Annotated in this window: 20 protein-coding genes; 5 read left to right on the top strand and 15 right to left on the bottom strand. The window is 61.9% G+C overall.

What is annotated here, in order from left to right; translation table 11 throughout:
- Positions 1–2 precede the first annotated feature (2 nt).
- The 6 genes from narI to AB4O36_RS09840 all read right to left on the bottom strand — a co-directional run bounded on the left by narI (position 3) and on the right by AB4O36_RS09840 (position 9,508).
- A complete protein-coding gene (gene narI / locus AB4O36_RS09865) occupies positions 3–683 on the bottom strand; it encodes a respiratory nitrate reductase subunit gamma (protein ID WP_460124197.1) in 681 nt (226 codons plus the stop codon).
- The gene (gene narJ, locus AB4O36_RS09860; RefSeq protein WP_460124195.1) at positions 676–1,431 is read right to left on the bottom strand and encodes a nitrate reductase molybdenum cofactor assembly chaperone; all 756 of its coding nucleotides are present in this window, start codon (positions 1,429–1,431) and stop codon (positions 676–678) included. The genes narI and narJ overlap by 8 nt, the downstream gene beginning before the upstream one ends.
- Positions 1,432–1,433: 2 nt before the next feature.
- Positions 1,434–2,972: a nitrate reductase subunit beta gene (gene narH / locus AB4O36_RS09855; protein ID WP_460124193.1), complete on the bottom strand. Its 1,539-nt coding sequence runs from the start codon at positions 2,970–2,972 to the stop codon at positions 1,434–1,436.
- Position 2,973: 1 nt separating this feature from the next.
- Positions 2,974–6,747, bottom strand: coding sequence for a nitrate reductase subunit alpha (locus AB4O36_RS09850; protein ID WP_460141610.1), 3,774 nt, complete (start codon positions 6,745–6,747; stop codon positions 2,974–2,976).
- Positions 6,748–6,816: 69 nt separating this feature from the next.
- Positions 6,817–8,229 carry a NarK family nitrate/nitrite MFS transporter gene (locus AB4O36_RS09845; RefSeq protein WP_460124187.1) on the bottom strand — a complete coding sequence of 471 codons (1,413 nt, stop codon included), beginning with the start codon at positions 8,227–8,229 and terminating at the stop codon, positions 6,817–6,819.
- 25 nt (positions 8,230–8,254) lie between these two features.
- Positions 8,255–9,508, bottom strand: coding sequence for an MFS transporter (locus AB4O36_RS09840; RefSeq protein WP_460141609.1), 1,254 nt, complete (start codon positions 9,506–9,508; stop codon positions 8,255–8,257).
- Between the two features lie 303 nt (positions 9,509–9,811).
- Here AB4O36_RS09840 and AB4O36_RS09835 point away from each other — a divergent pair, with 303 nt between their 5' ends.
- The 4 genes from AB4O36_RS09835 to AB4O36_RS09820 all read left to right on the top strand — a co-directional run bounded on the left by AB4O36_RS09835 (position 9,812) and on the right by AB4O36_RS09820 (position 13,472).
- Positions 9,812–11,614, top strand: coding sequence for a HAMP domain-containing protein (locus AB4O36_RS09835; protein ID WP_460124182.1), 1,803 nt, complete (start codon positions 9,812–9,814; stop codon positions 11,612–11,614).
- On the top strand, positions 11,611–12,252 hold the full coding sequence (gene narL / locus AB4O36_RS09830) for a two-component system response regulator NarL (protein ID WP_460124179.1): 642 nt from the start codon (positions 11,611–11,613) through the stop codon (positions 12,250–12,252). The genes AB4O36_RS09835 and narL overlap by 4 nt, the downstream gene beginning before the upstream one ends.
- An 86-nt stretch (positions 12,253–12,338) precedes the next feature.
- On the top strand, positions 12,339–13,016 hold the full coding sequence (locus AB4O36_RS09825; RefSeq protein ID WP_460124176.1) for a Crp/Fnr family transcriptional regulator: 678 nt from the start codon (positions 12,339–12,341) through the stop codon (positions 13,014–13,016).
- A 75-nt stretch (positions 13,017–13,091) separates the two neighbouring features.
- Positions 13,092–13,472 (top strand): putative zinc-binding protein, encoded by a 381-nt coding sequence (locus AB4O36_RS09820; RefSeq protein WP_460124174.1) that lies wholly within the window; start codon positions 13,092–13,094, stop codon positions 13,470–13,472.
- A gap of 105 nt (positions 13,473–13,577) precedes the next feature.
- On the opposite strand, the gene AB4O36_RS09815 is transcribed toward AB4O36_RS09820, so the two are convergent.
- The 8 genes from AB4O36_RS09815 to norR form a co-directional block, all read right to left on the bottom strand.
- Positions 13,578–15,134 carry a methyl-accepting chemotaxis protein gene (locus AB4O36_RS09815; protein ID WP_460141608.1) on the bottom strand — a complete coding sequence of 519 codons (1,557 nt, stop codon included), beginning with the start codon at positions 15,132–15,134 and terminating at the stop codon, positions 13,578–13,580.
- Between the two features lie 820 nt (positions 15,135–15,954).
- On the bottom strand, positions 15,955–16,425 hold the full coding sequence (gene ubiT / locus AB4O36_RS09810; RefSeq protein WP_460124168.1) for a ubiquinone anaerobic biosynthesis accessory factor UbiT: 471 nt from the start codon (positions 16,423–16,425) through the stop codon (positions 15,955–15,957).
- Positions 16,419–17,309 carry a U32 family peptidase gene (locus AB4O36_RS09805; protein WP_460141607.1) on the bottom strand — a complete coding sequence of 297 codons (891 nt, stop codon included), beginning with the start codon at positions 17,307–17,309 and terminating at the stop codon, positions 16,419–16,421. Before AB4O36_RS09805 ends, ubiT begins: the two co-directional genes overlap by 7 nt.
- A 10-nt stretch (positions 17,310–17,319) precedes the next feature.
- A complete protein-coding gene (gene ubiU / locus AB4O36_RS09800) occupies positions 17,320–18,315 on the bottom strand; it encodes a ubiquinone anaerobic biosynthesis protein UbiU (protein ID WP_460124162.1) in 996 nt (331 codons plus the stop codon).
- Positions 18,316–18,445: 130 nt separating this feature from the next.
- The gene (locus tag AB4O36_RS09795; RefSeq protein ID WP_460141606.1) at positions 18,446–19,681 is read right to left on the bottom strand and encodes a molybdopterin molybdotransferase MoeA; all 1,236 of its coding nucleotides are present in this window, start codon (positions 19,679–19,681) and stop codon (positions 18,446–18,448) included.
- Positions 19,678–20,232, bottom strand: a complete 555-nt coding sequence (moaB, locus tag AB4O36_RS09790; RefSeq protein ID WP_460124156.1) for a molybdenum cofactor biosynthesis protein B — start codon at positions 20,230–20,232, stop codon at positions 19,678–19,680. Before moaB ends, AB4O36_RS09795 begins: the two co-directional genes overlap by 4 nt.
- 96 nt (positions 20,233–20,328) lie before the next feature.
- Entirely contained in the window at positions 20,329–20,976 is a 648-nt protein-coding gene (gene pdxH, locus AB4O36_RS09785) for a pyridoxamine 5'-phosphate oxidase (RefSeq protein ID WP_460141605.1), read from the bottom strand.
- Positions 20,977–21,056: 80 nt separating this feature from the next.
- Entirely contained in the window at positions 21,057–22,586 is a 1,530-nt protein-coding gene (gene norR / locus AB4O36_RS09780) for a nitric oxide reductase transcriptional regulator NorR (protein WP_460141604.1), read from the bottom strand.
- A 156-nt stretch (positions 22,587–22,742) separates the two neighbouring features.
- On the opposite strand from norR, the gene ytfE reads away from it, so the two are divergent.
- Positions 22,743–23,414, top strand: a complete 672-nt coding sequence (gene ytfE, locus AB4O36_RS09775) for an iron-sulfur cluster repair protein YtfE (protein ID WP_460141603.1) — start codon at positions 22,743–22,745, stop codon at positions 23,412–23,414.
- A 63-nt stretch (positions 23,415–23,477) separates the two neighbouring features.
- On the opposite strand, the gene AB4O36_RS09770 is transcribed toward ytfE, so the two are convergent.
- A complete protein-coding gene (locus tag AB4O36_RS09770; RefSeq protein WP_460141602.1) occupies positions 23,478–23,918 on the bottom strand; it encodes a hypothetical protein in 441 nt (146 codons plus the stop codon).
- Positions 23,919–23,920: the final 2 nt, after the last annotated feature.

The raw sequence follows: 23,920 nt of genomic DNA, 5'->3' as shown, positions 1-23,920 counted from the left end.
CCTCAGAATTTCTGCCGAACGATTTGATAACGACGTCCCAGGTACCAGACCGGCGCGCTGACGATGTGCACCAGACGGGTGAACGGGAACAGCACGAACAGGGTCAGGCCCAGGAACACGTGCAGTTTGTAGGTCAGGCCAACCGGAGCGATGGACGCTGCCGCCTCGATCGGGCGCAGCATCACGGTGTTCTGCGCCCAGTCGGCGAGCATCACCATCACCGAACCGTCCATATGCGCAGTAGAGGCAACGATGGTCAGCAGGCCCAGCAGCAATTGCGCCAGGAGCACGAACAGGATCAGGATGTCCGACGTGCTGGAAGTGGCGCGCACCCGTGGGTCGGTCAGGCGACGTTTGATCAGCATCAGCAAGCCGATCAGGCACAACAGGCCAAAGAAGCCGCCGGACACCATCGCCAGCAATTGCTTGTGCTCGGTGCTGATCACATGGTGATAGATCGACGCCGGGGTCAGCAGGCCGACGAAGTGGCCCGCCAGCACGAACAGCACGCCAACGTGGAAGAAGTTGCTCGCCACGCGCATGCCGCGTCCGTTGAGCATCTGGCTGGAGCCCGCCTTCCAGGTGTATTGCGACAGGTCGAAACGTGCCCAACTGCCAATCAGGCAAATCGCCAACGCCACGTAGGGATAGATCCCGAACACCAACAGATTCCATTTAGACATTGCGTGCCTCCTTGGCAGGCACGGCGGCCTGCCCTTCATGCTGAAAATCCACCCAGTGCAACGGCACTGCGCTTTCTTCCCGGGCCTTGCCCGGTGCGCTTGGCATCGAGCCGCAGCGCTCCTGCTGCTCGGCCTTGAGGAAGTCCACGGCCTCCTCTTCCCAGACTTTGTCCAGGGCTTCGAGGGAGTCGTCGCGTTTCTCGGCGGCGACCTGCTCACGCAGGTCGGCCACGGCCTGGTGCGGCTCGGTGCCGGCAATCTGCAGCAGCGCACGGAAGCAACTGGCGTAGGCGCTTTCACGCTCCTCCAGGCGCGCCGCGAGCAAGGCCAGCAAGTGCGCGACATCCGCCAGGCCCTCGCGGGCCTCGCCATCTTCACGGGTGGACAGATACTCCAGGTACAGCGGGATATAGTCCGGCAGCTCCTTGACGCCGATGGCAAACCCGGCTTCTTCGTACTGCGCCATCATGTCGACCATGGCCTGGCCACGGTCGCGGGACTCGCCGTGCACGTGTTCGAACAGCAGCAGCGACAGCGAGCGGCCCCGGCCGAACAGGGCACCGTAGTGCTCCTGTCCGTCCATCAGGTCATTGCCGCAGATCAGCTCCAACAACTCGAACAAGGCACCACGCTGTTTCGGGCTGATTTCCCGGGACTGGTGAATCGCCTGCTCGAGCTCATCACGGCCGCTGACCAGGGTTTCGGTCGGGTAATCAAGCAACAACGAAATCACTTTGAGGATTTGCATGCTCAGTCCTCCCACAACTGGACGGTTTTGAGGATGTCGCGACGGTTGGCTTTCTTCGCCCCGAACATGTTGGTGTCGGAACTGCCGCTGCAACCGCTGCCGAAGCTGAAGCCGCAACCGGAACGCTCGGCGAACGCGTCGCTCATGGCGTCTTCACGGTGGGCGCTCGGCACCACGAAACGATCTTCGTAGTTGGCGATGGCCAGGTAGCGATACATCTCCTCGACCTGGTTCACGCTCAGGCCGACATCCGCCAGCACTTGCATGTCCTTGACGCCATCGACCTGCTCGCTACGTTTGTAGGCGCGCATGGCCAGCAGGCGCTTGAGCGCACGCTTGACCGGTTTTTCGTCGCCGGCGGTCAGCAGGTTAGCCAGGTAGCGCAGCGGAATACGCAGGCTGTCGACGTCCGGGATCACCCCGTTCATGCCAACGGTGCCAGCCTCGGCAGCGTTTTGAATCGGCGAGAGCGGTGGTACGTACCAAACCATTGGCAAGGTGCGGTATTCCGGGTGCAGCGGCAGTGCGAGTTTCCAGTCCACGGCCATTTTGTAGACCGGCGAGCGCTGGGCGGAGTCGATCACCGATTGCGGAACGCCGTCGGCCAGGGCCTGGCGAATGACCGCCGGGTCGTTTGGATCGAGGAAAATCTCCAGTTGTTTCTCGTACAGGTCCTGCTCGTTGGCGGTGCTCGCCACTTCGCTGATACGGTCGGCGTCATACAGCAACACGCCCAGGTAACGGATACGCCCTACGCAAGTTTCGGCGCAGACGGTCGGCATGCCAGCTTCGATCCGTGGGTAGCAGAAGATGCACTTCTCGGATTTACCGCTTTTCCAGTTGAAGTAAATCTTCTTGTACGGGCAACCGCTGATGCACATCCGCCAGCCACGGCACTTTTCCTGGTCGATCAGGACGATGCCGTCTTCTTCACGCTTGTAGATCGCACCGCTCGGGCACGATGCCGCGCACGCCGGGTTCAGGCAGTGCTCGCACAGGCGCGGCAGGTACATCATGAAGGTGTTTTCGTACTCGCCATAGATGTCCGCCTGGATCTTGTCGAAGTTCTTGTCCTTGCGACGCTTGGCGAACTCAGTGCCGAGGATCTCTTCCCAGTTCGGGCCCCACTCGATTTTCTCCATGCGCTTGCCGGAGACCAGCGAGCGTGGACGTGCTACCGGCTGGTGCTCGCCCAAGGGCGCGGTGTGCAGGTGCTGATAGTCGAAGTCGAACGGCTCGTAGTAGTCGTCCAGGCTCGGCAGGTCCGGGTTGGCGAAGATGTTCGCCAGCACGCGGAACTTGCCGCCGATGCGCGGGTTGATCGAGCCATTGGCGTTGCGGATCCAGCCGCCCTTCCACTTGTCCTGGTTTTCCCATTCTTTGGGGTAGCCGATGCCGGGTTTGGTTTCAACGTTGTTGAACCAGGCGTACTCCATGCCTTCGCGGCTGGTCCAGACGTTTTTGCAAGTGATCGAGCAGGTGTGGCAGCCGATGCATTTGTCCAGGTTCAGGACCATGCCGATTTGTGAGCGAATCTTCATCTCAGTTCTCCTCGATGTCGGTCGGCAGTGGACGCGGCAAGGCATCGCCGTCGGTGCCATCGAGCCAGTCAATTTTGGACATTTTGCGCACCACCACGAATTCGTCGCGGTTACAGCCGACGGTGCCGTAGTAGTTGAAACCGTAGGCCTGCTGCGCGTAGCCGCCGATCATGTGGGTCGGCTTGAGCACCACGCGGGTCACCGAGTTGTGGTGGCCGCCACGGGTCTTGGTGGTCTGCGCACCCGGCACGTTCACGATCCGTTCCTGGGCGTGGTACATGATCACCATGCCGTCTTTCACGCGCTGGCTGACCACCGCACGGGCGGTCAGTGCACCGTTGGCGTTGAAGCACTCGACCCAGTCGTTGTCCTCGATGTTGGCGCGCTTGGCGTCGTTCTCCGAGAGCCAGACAATCGGGCCGCCACGGCTCAGGGTGAGCATCAGCAGGTTGTCGGTGTAGGTACTGTGGATGCCCCACTTCTGGTGCGGAGTGATCCAGTTCAGGACGATTTCGGTCTCGCCGTTGCCACGCTTGCCTTTGACACCGGCAATGGTGCGGGTGTTGACCGGTGGGCGATAGTTCATGAACTGCTCGCCGAACGCCTGCATCCACGGGTGATCCTGGTAGAACTGCTGGCGACCGGTGATGGTGCGCCACGGGATGTCTTCGTGCACGTTGGTGTAGCCGGCGTTGTAGCTGACGTGTTCATCCTCGAGCCCCGACCAGGTCGGGCTGGAGATGATCTTGCGCGGCTGCGCCTGGATGTCGCGGAAACGAATCGCTTCGTGGGCCTTGGACAACGCCAGGTGGCTGTGGTCGATGCCGGTGAATTCCGACAGCGCCGCCCAGGCCTTGACCGCTACGTGGCCGTTGGTTTCCGGAGCCAGGGACAGGATCACTTCGGCAGCGTCGATGGCCGTGTCGATTTTTGGCCGACCCTGGCTGATACCGTCAGCGGTTTCGTGGTGGTTCAGCTCGCCGAGGAATTCCACTTCCTCTTCGGTGTTCCAGTTGATGCCCTTGCCGCCGTTGCCGTGTTTCTCAAGCAAAGGGCCCAGCGAGGTGAACTGCTTGTAGATGTTGGTGTAGTCACGCTCGACCACTTGCAGGTTCGGCGCGTTCTTGCCCGGTTGCGGGGCCACACCGGCGGTTTTCCAGTCGGTGCCGCCGAACGGCTGGGCCAGTTCGCCCACGCTGTCGTGCATCAGGGGAACGGTCACCAGGTCTTTCTCGACACCCAGGTGCCCTTCGGACATGGCGGAAAACGCCTTGGCGATGCCTTTGTAGATTTCCCAGTCGGAACGCGATTCCCATGCCGGGTCGATGGCGGCCGACAGCGGGTGAATGAACGGGTGCATGTCCGAGGTGTTCATGTCGTCTTTTTCGTACCAGGTTGCGGTCGGCAACACGATGTCGGAATAGACGCAGGTCGAGGACATGCGGAAGTCCAGGGTGGTCACCAGGTCAAGCTTGCCGATGGCGCCCTGATCGACCCATTCGGCTTCTTCAGGTTTGCAGTCGCCCACCTGGCCGATGTCTTCGTTCATCACCCCGTTCTTGGTACCCAGCAGGTACTTGAGCATGTACTCGTGGCCCTTGCCCGAGGAGCCCAGCAGGTTGGAACGCCAGATGAACATGTTGCGCGGGAAGTTGACCGGGCTGTCCGGCTGTTCGCAGGCAAAGCGCAGCGAACCGTCCTGCCACGACTTGACCACGTAGTCTTTGGGGTCCATGCCGGCGGCAGCAGCGTCGCGGCAGATGTTCAGCGGGTTGGTGTTGAGTTGCGGCGCACTCGGCAACCAGCCGGCGCGTTCAGCACGGATGTTGTAGTCCAGGGCGTGTTCGGGGAACTGCGACTTGTCGGCCAATGGCGACAATATGTCGTGCATGCTCATCTTCTCGTGGCGCCATTGCGAGCTGTGCGCGTAGAAGAAGCTGGTGCCGTTCATCTGGCGTGGCGGACGGTTCCAGTCCAGGCCGAAGGCCAGTGGCAGCCAGCCGCACTGCGGACGCAGTTTTTCCTGGCCCACGTAGTGTGCCCAACCGCCACCGGTCTGGCCGACACAACCGCAGAGCATGAGCATGTTGATCAGCCCGCGGTAGTTCATGTCCATGTGGTACCAGTGGTTCATCGCCGCGCCGACGATGATCATGGAACGACCTTTGGTTTTGTCGGCGTTGTCGGCGAACTCACGGGCGATCTGAATGGCTTTTTCACGGCTGACGCCGGTGATCTGCTCCTGCCAGGCCGGGGTGCCAGGCACCGAGGCGTCGTTGTAGTCCTTGGCGACGTTGGCGCCACCCAGGCCACGGTCGATCGCCAGGTTGGCGGCCGAGAGGTCGAACACGGTGGCGACTTTCGCCACGCTGCCGTCGGCCAGGGTCACGCTGTGTACCGGCACACGGCGGTACTGGATGGCCTCGCCAGCGACGTGTTCGAAGTGCTCTTGCGACTCACCGGCAAAGTACGGGAACGCCACTTCGGCCACGTCTTCGCCGATCAGGCTGAGCTTCAGGTCGATCTCGCGACCTTCGCCGCCTTCACGCGGCAGAATGTTCCACTTGCCCTTCTCGCCCCAGCGATAACCGATGGAGCCTTGCGGCGATACCAGTTCGCCATTCGCGTCCAGGGCGATGGTTTTCCATTCCGGGTTGTTGTCCTGGCCGAGGTTGTCGGTCAGGTCACTGGCGCGCAGGAAGCGGTCCGGTTGGTAACCGGCTGCCTGGGTCGCATCCGCCGTTGGCTTGAGCAGCACCAGCACCGGCAAGTCGGTGAAGCGCTTGGCGTACTCGGTGAAGTAGGCGCTCGGCTTGTCCAGGTGGAATTCTTTGAAGATGACATGGTTGAACGCTTGCGCCAGCGCCGCGTCGGTCCCCTGTTTCGGGTTCAGCCACAGGTCGGTGAGCTTGGCGACTTCCGAGTAGTCCGGGGTGATCGCCACAGTCTTGGTGCCCTTGTAGCGAACTTCGGTGAAGAAGTGCGCATCGGGGGTACGGGTCTGCGGAACGTTGGAGCCCCAGGCGATGATGTAGTTGGAGTTGTACCAGTCGGCCGATTCCGGCACGTCGGTCTGCTCGCCCCATACCATTGGCGAGGCTGGCGGCAAGTCGCAGTACCAGTCGTAGAAGCTCAGGCAGGCGCCGCCGATCAGCGACAGGTAACGGGCACCCGCGGCGTAGCTGACCATCGACATCGCCGGGATCGGCGAGAAGCCGACCACCCGGTCCGGGCCGTAGGTTTTGATGGTGTAGACGTTGGACGCGGCGATGATTTCGTTGACTTCATCCCAGCTCGAACGAATGAAACCACCCATGCCGCGCTTGCTCTTGTACGAGTCGGCCTTGGCCTTGTTCTCGACGATGCTCGCCCAGGCTTCCACGGGCGCCATGGTCAGGCGCGCTTCACGCCACAGCTTGAGCAGCGGCTTGCGGATTTTCGGGTACTTGAGGCGGTTGGCGCTGTAGATGTACCAGCTGTAGCTCGCACCACGCGGGCAACCACGGGGTTCATGGTTGGGCAGGTCGTTGCGGGTACGCGGGTAGTCGGTCTGCTGGGTTTCCCAGGTGATCAGGCCGTTCTTCACGTAGATTTTCCACGAGCAGGACCCGGTGCAGTTCACCCCGTGGGTGGAACGCACGATCTTGTCGTACTGCCAGCGGGAACGGTAGACGTTCTCCCAGTCGCGAGACTCCTTGCGGGTCTCGCCATGACCGTCGGAAAACTCGCTTTGCTTGCGATTGAAAAACCGCAGTTGATCCAGTAAATGACTCAAGGTTATGTCCTCTCAGGCTTGCTGCGGGGTTCTGCGCCCCGCCCACGCAATGGTTGGATTGGGGTCGTATCAGCAGGGGTTCGCGGCGCCTTTGCGCGCGTAGCACCACCAGGTCACGACGATGCAGCTCAGGTAAAAACCGACAAACATGTAGAAAGCCATCTCCGGCCCGCCGGTCTGGGCCATCGACGTGCCGAACGATTTAGGGATGAAGAACGCACCGAAGGCGCCCATGGCGGAGCTGAAGCCGAGCACGGCGGCGGATTCCTTGCCGGCATCCTTGAGCGCTTGATCACGCACGGCTTGCGGCTTGCCGGCCGAGGCTTTCTCGTGCTGGGTGCGGAAGATCACCGGGATCATGCGGAAGGTGGAGCCGTTGCCGATGCCGGTGGTGATGAACAGCAGCATGAACATGCCCAGGAAGCCGTAGAAGCTACCGCCCTGGGCGGCGCCGCCGTTGTGGCTGACTGGCAGGAAGTGCAAGACACCAAAGACCATCACGATCATCAGCACGAAGTTCCACAGGGTCACCCGCGCACCGCCGAGCTTGTCTGCCAGCCAGCCACCCAATGGACGCACCAGGGCGCCAACCAGCGGGCCGAGGAAGGCGAATTTCAGGGCGATGACGTCCGGGAACGACGTCTTGATCAGCAGCGGGAAGGCTGCGGAGAAGCCAATGAACGAACCGAAAGTGGCCAGGTACAGCCAGCACATCAACCAGTTGTGCTTGCGTTTGAAGATCACCGCCTGCTCGCTGAACGAAGCGCGGGCGCTGGACAGGTCATTCATGCCGAACCAGGCAAACAGGGTGACCAGGACAATGAACGGCACCCAAATGAAACCGGCGTTCTGCAACCACAACTCACCACCGTCCGGCAGGGTTTGCGATTTGCCACCGAGGAAGCCAAACACGCCGAAGGTGATCACCAGCGGCACGCAGAACTGCATCACTGACACGCCCAGGTTACCCAGGCCGGCATTCAGGCCAAGCGCGGTGCCTTGTTGCGATTTCGGGTAGAAGAAGCTGATGTTGGACATGCTGGAGGCGAAGTTGCCGCCGCCAAAACCGCAGAGCAAGGCGATCCACACGAACACGCTGTAAGGGGTGCTCGGGTCCTGTACGGCAAAGCCCATCCACAGCGAAGGGATCAGCAGTGACGCGGTGCTCAGGGCGGTCCAGCGACGGCCACCGAAGATCGGCACCATGAACGAATAGAAGACGCGGAACGTAGCACCGGACAACCCTGGCAACGCCGCCAGCCAGAACAACTGGTCGGTACTGAAGTTGAAGCCGATGGCGTTCAGACGCACGATCACCGTGCTCCACACCATCCACACCGCAAAGGCCAACAGCAGCGCGGGGATGGAGATCCACAGGTTGCGCGTGGCGGTTTTCTTACCGCTGCGGCCCCAGAAAGTCGGGTCTTCGGGGCGCCAGTCGTGGATGACCGGGCCTTTATCAGGCTTTTGTAGAACGGACATGGTGTTCTCCTTGCAAGGCTGGAATTCAGGAGCGAGGCAGCGACGGTTCTTTACCGAGCACCTGGCTTTTGCGTACTTCGCTGATGTACATCCAGGTCAGGGACACCCAGACCACCCCGTACAGCAGCATGAAACAGGAGGAGCGCACGCCGGTGAGGTCCACCAGGGCGCCAAACATGATCGGCAGGACGAAACCACCCAGGCCGCCGGCCAGGCCGACGATGCCGGACACCGCCCCCATGTTTTTCGGATAGTCGTTAGCGATGTACTTGAAGACCGAGGCCTTGCCGAATGCGAAGGCGATGCCCATGACGAACAGCAGCACGGTGAACAGCGCAGGGCTCAGGCCGATGTGGAAGTCCACCGGACCATTGATGGTCTGCACCTGCAGTTGGGTTTGCGGGTACGACAGCAGGAACAGGCAGATCCAGCTCACCCACAGCACCCACCAGGTCACGCTCTGCGCGCCCCACCGATCCGACATCCAGCCACCGACGGCACGCAGCACGCCACCAGGCAGGGAGAAGCAGGCGGCCAGCAGCGCCGCGCTTTGCAGGCTGAAACCGTATTCCTGCACGTAGTATTTGGTCATCCACAACGCCAGGGCGACGTAGCCACCGAAGACGATCGAGTAGTACTGGCAGTAGCGCCACACCGCCGGGTCTTTCAGCGATGCCAGTTGTTCGCGGAGGCTGGCGCCCGACGCACTGCGGTGTGCCTTGTTGTCAGCACTCAGGAACCAGAACAGCAACGCCGTAATAAACAGGATGGCGCTGAACACTTTTGGCACCAGCTGCCAACTGCCAGCGGCAATCAAGGCCGGCGCGAGGAACTTGGTCACCGCGGAACCGGCGTTACCGGCACCGAACACGCCCATGGCGAAACCCTGGCTGTCCTTGTCGAACCACTTGGCGACGTAGGCAATGCCCACCGAGAAGGAACCACCGGCCAGGCCGACGAAGAGCCCCAGCACCAGGAACTGCCAGTAGGCGGTGGCGTGACTGATCAGGTAGAGCGGGCCGACGCAGGACAGCATCAGCAGAAAGAACACGATGCGCCCGCCGAACCGGTCGGTCAGCAGGCCCAGTGGCAGACGTACGAGGGAACCGGTCAGCACCGGCGTGGCGGCCAACAGGCCAAACTGAGTTTCGTTGAGCTGGAGCAGATCCTTGATCGGCACTCCAAGCACGGCAAACATCATCCAGACCATGAAACAGACGGTGAAGGCCAGGGTACTCATACCCAACACCAAGCCTTGTTGTACACGGGGTTGGCTCACGATGTTCTCCCAGTCAGTTAGCCATGGCCGCAGACTAAAGAGCCCTACCCCGCAAAAACTTGATCTGTATCAACGTCGCCCCCTCGGCCTCAGGCCTATGCTGGCGCCATCTACCTCTTTGGAGGTAGCCAGGAAAAAGCCTAAAACCCTTTGTTTATCAGCGTTTTAACTTTTTCTACCCAGTGTTCTGTCGACAAGGATCCGTCGACAACTCTTTAGAGGTAGCGCGTCCGGGATCGGGTGCCCACCTACCCGGGAATGCTCCATGCCTTGTTTTTTAGTGCTCTGCCAAGGTCAGCGACCATGATTCGCTGGTTACGCAGCTCCCTGCCCGCTCGCGCCGGTCTCGCGGTGATTCTGATCGCCGTTCTCGCCCTCGCCAGCTCCCTGAGCGCCGGCCTGATCGCCTGGTTCAGCCAGGGCGATGCCGCTGCCATCAATACCGCCGGCTCTGTGCGCATGGAGACCTACCACCTGAGTTGGAAACTCGCCGCCGGTGCCCCCGCCAGCGAAATCGCCGACATCACCACCAGCCTGCAACGGCGCCTCAACAGTCAGTCGCTCAAGGCCGTGCTGGAAGACGGCCCGACCACCGCGCTGCAAATCAGTTACGGACAGATCCAGCAGCAATGGAGCGAGGTGTTGCACCCTGCGCTGGCGCGTGGCGATGCCGTGGCGTTCCAGGCCGAGGCACAACCCTTCGTCGAACGGCTGAACCAGTTCGTCAGCCTTCTGCAACGCCAGAGCGAACAGAAACAAAGTTGGCAACAGTTCATCCAGGGCATGGCGCTGTTCAGCACCATGTTCATCCTGCTGATTGGCCTGTATGAATTGCAGTACGGCGTGGTCTCTCCGCTCAGGGAGTTGGTGGATGCCACCCAGCGTTTTCGTCGCGGCGACTTCCAGGTGCGCGTCAACCACCAGTCCGATGACGAACTGGGCCAACTGGCTACCAGTTTCAACGCCATGGCCGAGACCATCGAAGAATCCCATCGCACCCTTGAGAGCCAGGTTCAGCAAAAAACCCTGAACCTGCAACAGGCCAACGCGGCGCTGGAGCTGCTGTACCAGAGCAGCCGTAACCTGGCCACGCGCCTGGCCAACGCCGAAGGCCTGGATGACCTGATCCGGCGCTTCCAGCAACGTCTGCCCGGCCTGCGCCTGTCCCTGTGTCTGCAAGGCCAGCCGCAGGCCCCTGCCCAACAGTTGATCGCACTGCACGGTGCCAACAGCCGCGAGGTCTGCGCCAGCAGCGATTGCGCGACGTGCCACCGGCATCACAACACCAGCCAGCAGACCTTCAGCATCAGTAACCAGGGCAGCCAATTAGGCGAACTCAAGGCGCACTTCATCGACGGTCACCCGACCCAGGCCTGGGAAACTCAATTGATCCAGGCCCTGGCCAACCTGATCGGCACCTCGCTGTCTCTCAAGCGCCAACGGGAGCAGGACCATCGCCTGCTGCTGCTCGAAGAGCGCACGATCATCGCTCGCGAGCTGCACGACTCCCTCGCCCAGGCGCTGTCGTACATGAAGCTGCAAGTCAGCCGCATGCAGACCCTGATGCGCCGGGGCGAACCGGTGCACACCCTGGAAAGCGTCACCTCGGAATTGCGCGAAGGCTTGAACAACGCCTATCGCCAACTGCGCGAGCTGCTCACCACATTCCGCTTGCAGATCCACGATGCCGGCCTGGTCCAGGAGCTCAAGGACGCCGCCGAGGAGTTCACCCGTCGCGGCGAGTTCAAGGTGCACCTGCACGTTGACACCCTGGCCTTCGAGCTGTCGGCCAGCGAACAGATCCACATCCTGCAAATCACCCGCGAAGCGCTCTCCAACTGCCTGCGCCACGCCCATGCACAGAACGCCTGGCTGGAGCTGCGCCAGGACGGCGAAACCGTGCGGCTCTCGGTGGAAGACGACGGACGCGGTTTCAGCGGCGACGTCGACCAGCGCGAACACCACGGCCTGAACATCATGGATGAACGCGCTCGCAGCCTGCGCGGGCAATTGCACATTTTTTCCAGGGAGCCGCAGGGCACCCTCGTCCAACTGGAGTTCCGCCCGGAATTTCTCGGACAGCACACTGAAGGTAGCGTCGCATGAACACCCAACACCGAATCCTGCTGGTCGACGATCATCCGATGATGCGTCGCGGCATCCGCCAGATGCTCGAGCTCGAAGACGACTTCATGATCGTCGGCGAAGCCAACCATGGCGAAGAAGCGCTGACCCTGATCGAGCCCTTGCAACCGGACCTGGTGCTGCTCGACAACAACATGCCGCAAATGAACGGCATCCAGACCCTGCGGCATCTGCGGGCCATGAACTACACCGGCAAGGTGCTGATGTTCACCGTCTCGGATGCCGAAGACGACATCCGCGACGCCTTGCGCCTGGATGCCGACGGCTATCTGCTCAAGGACATGGAGCCCGAACTGCTGATCCAGTACATCCGCGATGCCATGAACGGCACGCTGGTGGTCAGCCCCGGGCTGACCCGGGTCATGGCCCAGGCCCTTCGCTCGCCGCCGCGCCAGGCCGTGGTGGAACTGACCGAGCGCGAGCGCCAGGTGCTCAAGACCATCGCCGCGGGCCTGAGCAACAAGGTGATCGGGCACAAGCTGGGGATCACCGAAGGCACAGTCAAGGTGCATGTGAAAAACCTGCTGCACAAGCTCGGTTTGCGCTCAAGGGTCGAAGCGGCCGTGTGGGCCATGGAGCACCTGCACAGTGCAGGTTGAAACGCATGCCTCCTTGGAGGTAGGCCGGCAGAGGCATAGGTCAAGCGGCCTGCGCTCTCTACTATGAGCGACAGCGGAGGTACGCCATGCTGACCCACCCATCCATTGTTTTAACGTTGCGCCGTCATCACCTGTTCAGCCAGCTGCCGGAGAAAGTCTTCGAGGAAGTCTGTGGGCTGGCCATGCTCAAGCGTTTGAGCTGCCACAGCACGCTCATGCACCAGGGCGACCCGGCCAAGCGTTTTTTCCTGCTGATCAGCGGGCAAATCAAGCTGTATCGACTGACCGGTGAAGGCCAGGAAAACCTGGTGGAAATCATCCAGCCCGGCCAGACGTTCGCCGAAGCCCTGCTCTTCAGCCAGGCACGCCAATACCCGGTCAGCGCCACGGCGCTCAAGGACAGCGTACTGGTGACCATCGACGGCCAGCACTATCGCAACGCCCTGGAAGATGCGCCAAAGGTTTGCCTGGCGATCCTGGCGAGCATGAGCATCCACCTGCACCTGCGTCTGCGCGACATCGACACCCTGACCATGGCCAGTGCCAGTCGGAGGGTGATCAACTTCCTGCTGCAGGAACGTCACCCCACCACCGGCCAGATCACCTTGCAGGTGTCCAAGCGACTGGTGGCGTCCAAGCTCGGGATTCAACCGGAGACGTTCTCGCGAATCCTGCACCGACTGGTGGAGTGCGAGTTGATTACGATGGAGCGGCGCAACATTCGTTTGCTGGCCGATGAAGAGGCGTTGGCGGCGTTCCAGTAGGCGAAATTGATTGCAATCAATTGTGTAACGCCTCGCACCTTGCACACTGGGACGGTCCACCACAGGAGAATGCCCATGCCCCCTTCAACGCTGCCCTTGGTTTACGCCTGCTCGGGCTGTTCCAACGTCGCGCAACTGGCCAACAACCTGGCTGTGCGCCTGGACCGCAGCGGTGTGGCAGAAATGTCCTGCATTGCGGGCATTGGCGGGCACGTGGGGTCGCTGGTCAACAAGGCACGCTCCGGACGCAGGATCTATGCCCTGGATGGTTGCCCGTTGCAATGCGTGGAGAACTGCCTGAAACAGCATGACTTGCACGCTGATGTCCATCTGATTCTCAGCCATTACGGGCTGCGCAAGCGATATGGCGAGGATTGCACCCAGGAGCAGAATGATCAGTTGTTCGAGGGGATCAGGCAGTTGATTGTCAGTGACCTGGCGCCCTGTAACCTGTAGGAGCGAGCATGCTCGCGATGGAGTCACGGCCGCCGCGGGGCGTCAGGTACCCAGCGGTATCGTTCACGACTATCGCGAGCATGCTCGCTCCTACAGGGCGGCAGGTCAGACGGTGAATTTCCCGACCAGCACTTCCAGCTCATGCCCAAGGCGCGCCAGCTCGATGCTGGAAGCGGCGGTTTCCTCGCTCGCACCGGCCGTTTGATCGGAAATATCGCGCACGTTGATCACGCTGCGGTTGATCTCCTCGGCCACTGCGCTCTGCTGTTCCGCCGCCGTGGCGATCTGCTGGTTCATCGCCTGGATGGTCGACACCGTGCGCGTGATGCCTTCGAGCGACTCACCGGCGCGCCGAGTGAATTGCACGCTGCTTTGGCTCATGTCCAGGCTGGTGTCCATGCTCGCGGAAACGGCTTCGGTGCTGGTTTGAATGCCGACAATCAGGCTTTCGATTTCTTCGGTGGAGCGCTGGGTACGTTGGGCCAGGTTGCGCACTTCATCGGCCACTACCGCAAAGCCGCGCCCCGCCTCGCCGGCCCGTGCCGCTTCAATGGCCGCGTTCAGCGCCAGCAGGTTGGTCTGTTGTGCCACGGCCTTGATCACGTCCAGCACACCACCGATCTTGTCGCTCTGCCCTTTCAGATGAGCCACGGCCTTCGCTGAGCTGCCCACCTCTTGTGCCAGGCGCTCAATGCGCTCGATGGCATCGCCCACCACCTGCTCACCTTCATTGGCCTGCTGATCGGCAACGGTCGCAGCCCGATTCGCTTCTTCGGCGTTGCGAGCAACGTCTTGCACGGTCGCGGTCATTTCGTTCATGGCGGTGGCGACGTGGTCGGTTTCCATTTTCTGGCTGTTGACCCCGGCGCTGGTCTCTTCGGTCACCGCGGACAACTGCTCGGCGGCGCTGGCGACCTGTACCACACTGTGGCGGATGCCGCCGATCAAGTCTCGTAGCGCGAGGGTCATTTGCTGCAGGCTCGATTGCAGTTGGCCCAGTTCGTCGCGTCGGTCGACTTTCACGTCGTGGCTAAGATCGCCCTTGGACACGCGCGACATGGCTTCCAGCGTGTGACGCAGGGGGCCGACGATTTGTCGGGTGATGACCCAGGCGGTCAGGCTGCCGATCAATAACGCGAGTATGCCGAGCCCGACCAACAGCGACTTGGCGGCGGTAGCATCGGCATCGCGCTTGTTGTTCTGCGCTTCGATCAATTCCTGGGAAGTGGTCAGCAGACGATCGCCCAATTGCACCAGACGGCTGTACAACGCTTTGGCGTCGGTCGCGGGTTGACTCAGTTGAGGCAAAAGTTTTGCGTACTCTTTGACCGCGTCAATTTGCTGGGCAAGTAACGCCTGATCAGCGGCCGTGCTGTAATGCCCTTTGATACTTTCCAGGTGAGTGGCCAACCGATCAAGAATCTTGTAGACGGGCTGCAAAGCCTCAACCTGAGTATTGCTGCCCGCCCGTAACCGCTCGATACGTAACTCTCGGGTGTATTCGCCGACTTTGACAATGTTCTCGATCTTTACGCCTCGCTCGGTCAGCGAGGTCAACGCATGCCAACCGGCAACGATCAACAGTAATGCCAGACCCAGTACGAGGCCAAAACCAAGTGCCAGTTTGGCACCCACACGGATATTCCTGATCCATACAAACATACCCACTCCTATTAGCCATGCTTACTGATTGGAGTCGGTATCGGTTGTGCGATAGTTATCTTGAGTAGACTTTAGTCGCTGAATATTTCCAGCTGGTGTAACGCACTGTAGGAGCGAGCTTGCTCGCGATAGCGGCTCAAACACCGCAGGGTGTCAGGCTGACAGCGTTATCGTTGACGACCATCGCGAGCAAGCCCGCTCCCACCGGAGAGCGCGTCCCTCTGTAGGAGCGAGCATGCTCGCGATGGCGGTTCGAACACCGCAGGGTGTCAGGCGGCCAGCGTTATCGTTGACGACCATCGCGAGCAAGCTCGCTCCCACCGGAGAGCGCGTACCTCTGTTGGAGCGAGCACGCTCGCGATGGCGGCTCGAACACCGCAGGGTGTCAGGCTGCCAGCGTTATCGTTGACGACCATCGCGAGCAAGCTCGCTCCCACCGGAGAGCGCGTACCTCTGTAGGAGCGAGCACGCTCGCGATGGCGGCTCGAACACCGCGGGGTGTCAGGCTGCCAGCGTTATCGTTGACGACCATCGCGAGCAAGCTCGCTCCCACCGGAGAGCGCGTACCTCTGTAGGAGCGAGCACGCTCGCGATGGCGGCTCGAACACCGCAGGGTGTCAGGCTGCCAGCGTTATCGTTGACGACCATCGCGAGCAGGCTCGCTCCCACCGGAGAGCGCGTACCTCTGCAGGAGCGAGCACGCTCGCGATTGCGGCTCGAACACCGCGGGGTGTCAGGCTGCCAGCGTTATCGTTGACGACCATCGCGAGCAGGCTCGCTCCCACCGGAGAGCGCCCACAGTTGGGAGGGGGTGGTGAGATTACTGGGTAGCCAACCCCTTCCCCGCCCGCTCAAGGTTGCGCCACAGCCACACCGGCAAGACATCCGGGTCGAGGCTGTCGATCAGGTTCTTCAACGCCAATCCCAGCTCGGTATCGCCCTCGATCACCAGGCGTCGGCGGAAGAACAGCGTGTCCGGATCTTCTTGGCGGCTGGCCAGCAACAGGAACTCGCGCCAGTTGCCGCTGATGGTTACGTGGGCTTGGGCCTGTTCGGCGATGCGCAGGCCCTCGCGATTGAGCGTCATGAACCAGGACAAGCCCAGGTCCGGAATACGCAGGCACAGCCAGCGCCCGCGAAGCATTTCGAACTGTCCGTCACGCAACGGCTCGGCCAGGCAGCGGTTCAGCGCCTGTTGCAATGCCAGCCGCTGCACCACGAACGGCACGCGACGCACCAATGGCAGCAGCCGGTCAGCGCCCTTGAGCAACCACTTCTTGCGGTTCAACACAGGCCCACCTCCTCGACGCGCAACATGCCGGCCTGGCCGTGCCAGTAACCGTTGCAACCCTCCACGAACAACGGCGGCTCCTCACCCCCGAGCACCTTGTGATAAGCCGCGATGACCTCTGTCATGCCCTGGGCACGCGGGCTCAGGCGCAGCAGATCGGCGCCGCAGGCCACCAGCCCCGAGTAATCGGCCAGCAGGTTGGTGACCTCCGCGGACATGGTCTGGATGCCGTTGAGGGTAAACAACGGCTGCCCTTCCTGGCTGGTCAACGCCATGCCGTCTGGATAGTTGAGGCAGCAGAACTGGCAGTCGTCCTTTGGCCGGTTTTCCGCCCGTGCAGTGAAGCAGCGTGCCGAATAGGCCAATGGCAGGTGCCCGTAGGCGAAGATTTCCACTTCCGGCACCGCATGCCCGAGTTCACGCACCTGCTCGATCACGTCGCGGATCAGTACGGCGGAACACTCCACCGGCGGCACCCAGCGGGTCATGCCGCTGTCGAGCATTTGCCCCAGCGAATGCCCGTTGTACAAGTTGAGCGCCGGGCCACCCACGAAGGGCAATTTGCGTTCAGAGAGAAACTGCACCGCGCTCATGTCATTGGCTTCTACCAGCAACTGGCCGTTGTCGCACAGACGACGCACGCTGGACAGTTCCGATGCCGCTTCGATCAGCGTCAGGCTGGACATCACCAATTGCGCCTGGCTGCATTCCTGCAATTCGCGGCCCAGGCCCAACCACTGATCGAGGGAAAATGCCCGACGCTTCGAGCACACGGTTTCCCCCAGGTAAATCACGTCCAGCGGCTGGCTAGACATCTCGGCGTAGAAGTTGCCGAGTTGCGCTTTGTCCCAATAAAACAGGACCGGTCCAAGGCTGAGTTTCATGTTCTCTCCCTCATTGCCATGATCGATGGTAAGCACCCAGGGTGGTCTGGCTGCCTTCGGACAGGCCGGCCAGCACCTTGCGCCATTCTTCCTTGACCCGGAAACTGCTCGGTGCGGTGCGGTGAGCATCCAGCGCCGCCCGCCAGACCCGGGTGACCTGCTCGACATAGGCCGGGCTGCGCTGCCGTCCCTCGATCTTCACCGCTTCGACGCCGATGGCGTTGAGCTCCGGGAGCAAGTCCAGGGTGTCGAGGCTGGTGGGTTCTTCAAGGGCATGGAAGCGCTTGCCGTCGACCAGAAAACGGCCCTTGCACAGGGTCGGATAGCCGGCAGGTTCGTCGGGCGTGTAGCGGTCGATCAACACTTCACTCAGGCGGGCACTCAAGCCATCGGTGTCTTCGCTCCAGCGCACGGCCTTGGCCGGCGAGCAGACGCCGCAGAGGTTCGGCGACTCGCCGGTGATGTAGGACGACAAATGGCAGCGCCCCTCAGCCATGATGCACAGGCTGCCGAAACCGAAGACTTCGATCGGCACCGTACTGCTCGCGGCCACCTGGCGCACCTGGGCCAGCGACAATACCCGTGGCAGCACGGCGCGGCGGATGTCATAGCGCTGCGCATAAAACGCCAGGGCGGTGGCATTGGTCGCCGAGCCCTGCACAGACAAGTGCAGGTTCAGGTTCGGGTGACGTTTGCTGGCGTAACTGAGCACGCCCGGATCGGCGGCGATCAACGCGTCCACACCGAAATCGGCGGCACGGTCCACCGCGCGCTGCCAACGTTCCCAGCCCTTGGGCTGCGGGTAGGTGTTGACCGCGACGTAGATTTTGCGCTGGTGCTGGTGGATGTGGGCGACAGCGGCGTCGAACTGTTTGTCGTCCATGTTCAGCCCCGCAAAATGCCGGGCGTTGGTGTCATCGCGAAAGCCGACGTACACGGCATCGGCGCCTTGGCGCACCGCCGCTTTCAGCGCAGGCAGGTTCCCTGCCGGGCAGACCAGTTGCATGGGTAATCCTCGTGAAGAAACGCCTGCGGACCGTCGACATAGCTTGTGGCACGAGGTCCGCACCTGCGTAAAAAGGCGCTGCCAGTCTAGCCAGACCGGCAGGAACGACCTTGACGGCAATCAATTGCCCCTACTGCGTCAGGCTGGCGAACGGCAGGAACATCACCTCGTCGTGCTTGTGCACCTGGGCCTCGCGCTCGATCACCGCCAGCCCTTCGGCCCAGCACGCGGCGGTCAACATGGCCGAGCTTTGCTGCGGATGCAGCTCCACGCTCAAGCGGCCTTGGGCGTCCGGGGTCAGGCGCGCTCGCAGGTACTGGCGACGTTTGTTGCGCTTGGGCCAGTCGAAGCCGGCCGGCACTGCCAATGGCACCGGCAGCACCTCGCTGACGCCCTGCGCCCGCAGCAGAAATGGACGCACCACGACCATGGCAGTAATCAACGCCGCCGACGGATTGCCCGGCATACCGATCCACGGTTTGCCCAACACCTCGCCATACGCCAGCGGCTTGCCGGGCTGAATGGCCAGACGCCAGAAATTGACCTTGCCCAGTTCCTGGATCGCCTTTTTCAGGTGGTCCTCTTCACCGACGGAAACGCCGCCGGAACTCAACAACAGGTCGCAGCGCGCCGCGACCATGCTCAGGGTTTGTCGACTGGTCTGCAGGTCGTCAGCCATGACCCCGTAGTCGTGCACTTCCACGCCCCAGCCGCGCAACAACGCCGCGAGCAGGTAGCGATTGCTGTTGTAGATCTGCCCAGGGGCCAGCAACTCACCAGGCTCACGCAATTCGTTGCCGCTGCTGAGCAAGCCCACCTGCAGCGGCCGGTACACTTCGACCCGCGCCACGCCGGCACCGGCCAGCAAACCCAGCTCCTGAGCGCGCAGGCGTTTGCCGGTCTTGAGCAACAACGCCCCACGGCGGATTTCTTCGCCCTGCTTGCGCACGTGATCACCCAGGCTCACCGGCGGGAACCACACACCATCGCCCTCGACACGACACAGTTCCTGAGGCACCACGGTATCGGCGCCTTCGGGCAAGGGCGCACCGGTGAAAATCTGCACCGCATGCTGGGCGCGCAACGTCGGCCCCGGCGGATCACCCGCTGCGATGCGTCCGCCCACCAGCAGGTAGCCACCCTCCTCTGGCAAGTCCGAAGCCCGTAGCGCATAACCGTCCATGGCGCTGTTGTCCCAGGCCGGCAGGTTGACTGGCGAAACAATGTCTGCCGCCAGCACGCGGCCCATGGCCTGTTCCAGCGGGATCATTTGCGCCAGTGGCGGTGGCGGCACCTGCTCGAGCAAATGCGCGATGGCGTCGTCCACCGGCATCAAGTGGCCAAGGTCGCACCCGCAGCCGTTCACGAGCGCGACTCGCAGGCGTCGATGACTCGTTGCGATTGCGCTTTCAAATGCGGTGCGAAATTGCACGGGCCGGTGCGGCTGTCCAGTTGCTCCACCAGGATCTTGTTCCAGGCGGTCCGGCAGGCACCCGGAGAACCCGGTACGCAGCACACCAGTACACCGTTGCTCATGCCGGCGAGGGCACGCGATTGCAGGCTGGACATACCGATCTCTTCCAGCGACACCTGGCGGAACAGTTCTCCGAAACCTTCCACGTGTTTGTCCAGCAACGGCAAGACCGCTTGGGGGGTGTTGTCGCGGGCGGTAAAGCCAGTGCCGCCGGTCATCAGGATGACTTGCACCTTGGGGTCGGCGATCCAGCGCGAAACGATGGCGCGGATCTGATAGATGTCGTCCTTGACCAGGCCACGGTCGATCAACAGGTGCCCGGCGCCTTGCAGCAGATCGGCCAGGGTCTGGCCAGAGGTGTCAGTGTCGAAGGTGCGCGTGTCGCTGATGGTCAGCACCGCGATGTTCAAAGGTTCGAAAGTGCGTTGCGCCAGATGGGCCATGTTCAAGCCTCCCATGGAAAATGATAGTGGCAAGCCTGAACCGCAATGACGGTCCGGCCTATTCCTCCAAAGAGATACCTCGACTGGAAAACAGGCTCAGGGGGCCAGGCGATTCCGCCGCCAATGGCCGTTGTGCAGGCGGTAATCGATGCGGTCATGCAGGCGATCGGCACGGCCCTGCCAGAACTCCAGGCGCTCGGGACGCAGGCAGTAACCGCCCCAATGCTCGGGGCGCACAACGGGCTCGTCGACGAAGCGTTTGGTGATGTCCGCCAGCAGCGAATCCAGCGCGGCGCGACTGGCCAGCGGACGGCTTTGCGGTGAGGCCCAAGCCCCAAGCCGGCTGGAGACGGATCGACTGTTGAAGTAGGCGTCCGAGAGCGCCGGGTCGAGTTTCGACACTTGCCCTTCGACGCGCACCTGACGTTCCAGACCTGGCCAGAAAAACGTCATGGCCGCAAAGGGGTTGGCTGCCAGTTGCCGGCCCTTGTCGCTTTGGTAGTTGCCGAAAAAGGTAAAGCCTTCGTCGCTCAGCCCCTTGAGCAACAACACCCGGCAATGCGGCCGCCCTTCACTGTCGACGGTGGCCAGCATCATGCTGTTGGCTTCGACCGGCGCCTGCTCGGTGTCCCGAGCCTGTTGCAGCCATTGGCTGAACATTGCCAGCGGGTCGTCCAGCGCCTGCTCGTCCTGCAGGCCAAACAAGGTGTAGTTGCGGCGCATCTGCGCCAGGGAAAGCGTCATGGCAGTGATCTCCGGTGGTGTTCACCCCAGTGTGCGAGCCACCGGGACAAACCACCTTGATCGCCATCAACACCCGCCGTTTATTTCAGCCCCAGACGCTTGGCCAGCTTGTGCAGGTTGCTGGCATCGACTTCCAGCATGCGTGCGGCACGAGCCCAGTTGTCATCGGCCAGGCGCAGGGAATGCAGGATTTTTTGTCGCTGGCAGTCATCCACCGCATCGCTCAAGGCCTGGAAGGGTGCATCGTTCGCCAACGCCTGGGCTGGCTCGCTGGTCGTTCCCGGCACTACCATCTCGCTGTCGAGATCCAGCACGTGCGGCTCCAGGGTGATGATCAACGAACGGCTGGTTCCACGACTCAGCTCCTTCAATGCCGCACGACTGATCACGTGCTCCAGCTCGCGCACGTTGCCAGGCCAGGAGTACGCCAACAAGGCGCGTTCGGCCGCCGGCGACAGGCGCAGGCCACGCAGGCCCAGGCGTGCGCGGTTGAGTTCGAGGAAATGCCCCGCCAGCATCAGCACGTCATTGCCGCGTTCGCGCAGGGCCGGGATCGGCACCGGGTACACCGAGAGACGGTGGTACAGGTCAGCGCGAAACAGGCCATCGCGAATGCTGTCGGGCAGGTGGCGGTTGGTCGCCGCGATGATGCGCACGTCGACGTGCAACGGCTTGTCCGCACCCAGGCGCTGGATCTCGCCGTTCTGCAACGTGCGCAACAACTTGGCCTGCACGCTCAAGGGCAATTCGCCGACCTCATCCAGGAACAGCGTGCCGCCATTGGCCGCATCGAAGCGGCCTGCGCGGTCACTGGTGGCACCGGAAAATGCGCCTTTGACGTGACCGAACAATTCACTTTCAGCCAGGGATTCCGGGAGCGCCGCGCAGTTAACCTGGATCAGGGGCTTGTGGCTGCGCCGCGACAAACGATGCAGGCGACGGGCGAACAGTTCCTTGCCGACACCGGTCTCACCCAACAGCAACACAGGCAGATCGGAGTCGGCCAGCACATCCAGTTCGTTGAGCAAATGATCAATCACCTCGCTTTGTCCGAGGATCTCGCCGTCATCGACCGGCCTGTGCAAGTCCTGCGGATCGCTGCGGGACAGGCGCAAGCTGCGGTTTTCCTGCTCCAGGCGGGTGACCCGCACCGCGGCTTCGATCTGCAGGGTGCAGCGCTTGAGTTCATCCCGCGCGCGGCTGTCGAAAGTGCCAGGCTGTAACGCATCGAGGGTGATCGCGCCCCAGACCTTGCCATCCACGTACAGGCTCACGCCCATGCAGTCATGCACCGACAACGACTCGCCGACCTGGTGGTCGACCAGCCCGTCGTAAGGATCCGGCAGACGACTGTCTGGCTCGAACCAAGTGGGCTCGCGTGAGGCCATGATCGCCGCCAGACGTGGATGCTGGGCGATGACAAAGCGCCGACCCAACGCTTCATGGACAAGGCCCACCGTGGCCACCGGACGCAGGCTGTCTTCGTCCAGGCGCAGCAAACCGACGGCACCACTGTGGAAATATTCACGCAGGGTCTGCACCAGACGTTGTAACCGTACGGCATTGGGCAACTCGACGATCAGGTCGGCCGCCAGGCTCTCACGCAGCATGGTAGTAATCACCCTCTACGGTGGGATTGACCCTGTTTTTTCAGGGTGCGCATCACCACATCAAAAAATAAACCCATAGTTTTCAACTAATTAACTATGGCACGTCGAATGCAATATCCCCGGGGAACCGTTTGAACCAGAAACAAGGAACCCCTGATGAGCCTTAACCTGCTGGAACAAAGCCTTGGCCAATTGGCCTGCGACATTCCCGGTGCCACCCGGATTTTTCACACCTTCAACCTGGACTTCTGCTGCGGCGGCCACAAAAGCCTGCGCGAAGCCGCCCTGAGCAAAGAGCTCGACCCGGTAGTGATCGCCGAGGCGCTGCACATCCTGCAAGACGCGGGCGAAACCCACGACGACTGGCGCCACGAACCGCCCGAGGAACTGATCGCCCACCTGCTGACTCGCTACCACGCCCGCCACCGCGAGCAACTGCCGGAACTGATCCGTCTGGCGCGACGCGTCGAACACGTCCACGGTGCACGCCCATCCTGCCCCAACGGCCTGGCCGACCTGCTGAACGACCTTCAACAGGAACTGGAAAGCCACATGCTCAAGGAAGAACAAGTGCTCTTCCCGATGCTGCAACAGGGTTACGGCCCGCAGGCTGCACCGCCGATCCAGGTGATGCGTTTCGAACACGATCAACATGGCGAGTCGCTGGAAAAACTGCTGGCCCTGACCAACAACATCACCCCGCCGGCCGATGCCTGTAACACCTGGCGCGCCCTGTACCGCGGGCTGCTGGAGTTCCGCGATGACCTGATGCAGCACATCCACCTGGAAAACAACGTGTTGTTCATCAACGCCCTCAACCCACGCTGATCCCCACCTGTATCGAGCCCGCATCAGCCATCGGTTGATGCGGGTTTCTTTTGCCGGGAGGCCTCAACCGTGCCAATAGAACATCGCCTTGGCGAGAATCACGATCAGCACCATGTGCCCGAGGATGCTGCGACGAATCCAGGTGGCACGGGTGTCGCTCAAGCGTCCCTTGGTCAGCCAGAACGCCAGCAGCAGGTAATGGCCGATGATGCTCAGTGCGAGCAGGATCTTCAGGCTCAGCAAGGCACCAAAGCTGCTGGCCAGCGGATGAATCAACGCACTGCGGTATCGCCACGCCATACCGATGCCGGCGCCGTACAACAACAGCACCACGCCATGCAGCACCTTGCGCGAGCGCAAGGCAATGGCCCGGTCCGCGCTCGCCATGCTCGCTGGTCCCACCACCTGCCGACGCGCCTGGTGCCAGATCAGCACCTCGAAGAACAGCGTGCCGATAAAGGCGATGGCAGCCAGCAGGTGTGTCACCAATAGAAAGGGGTACATCA

The sequence above is a fragment of the Pseudomonas sp. S2_E01 genome (assembly GCF_054668365.1).
This window is presented reverse-complemented; position numbering and strand designations above follow the sequence as displayed.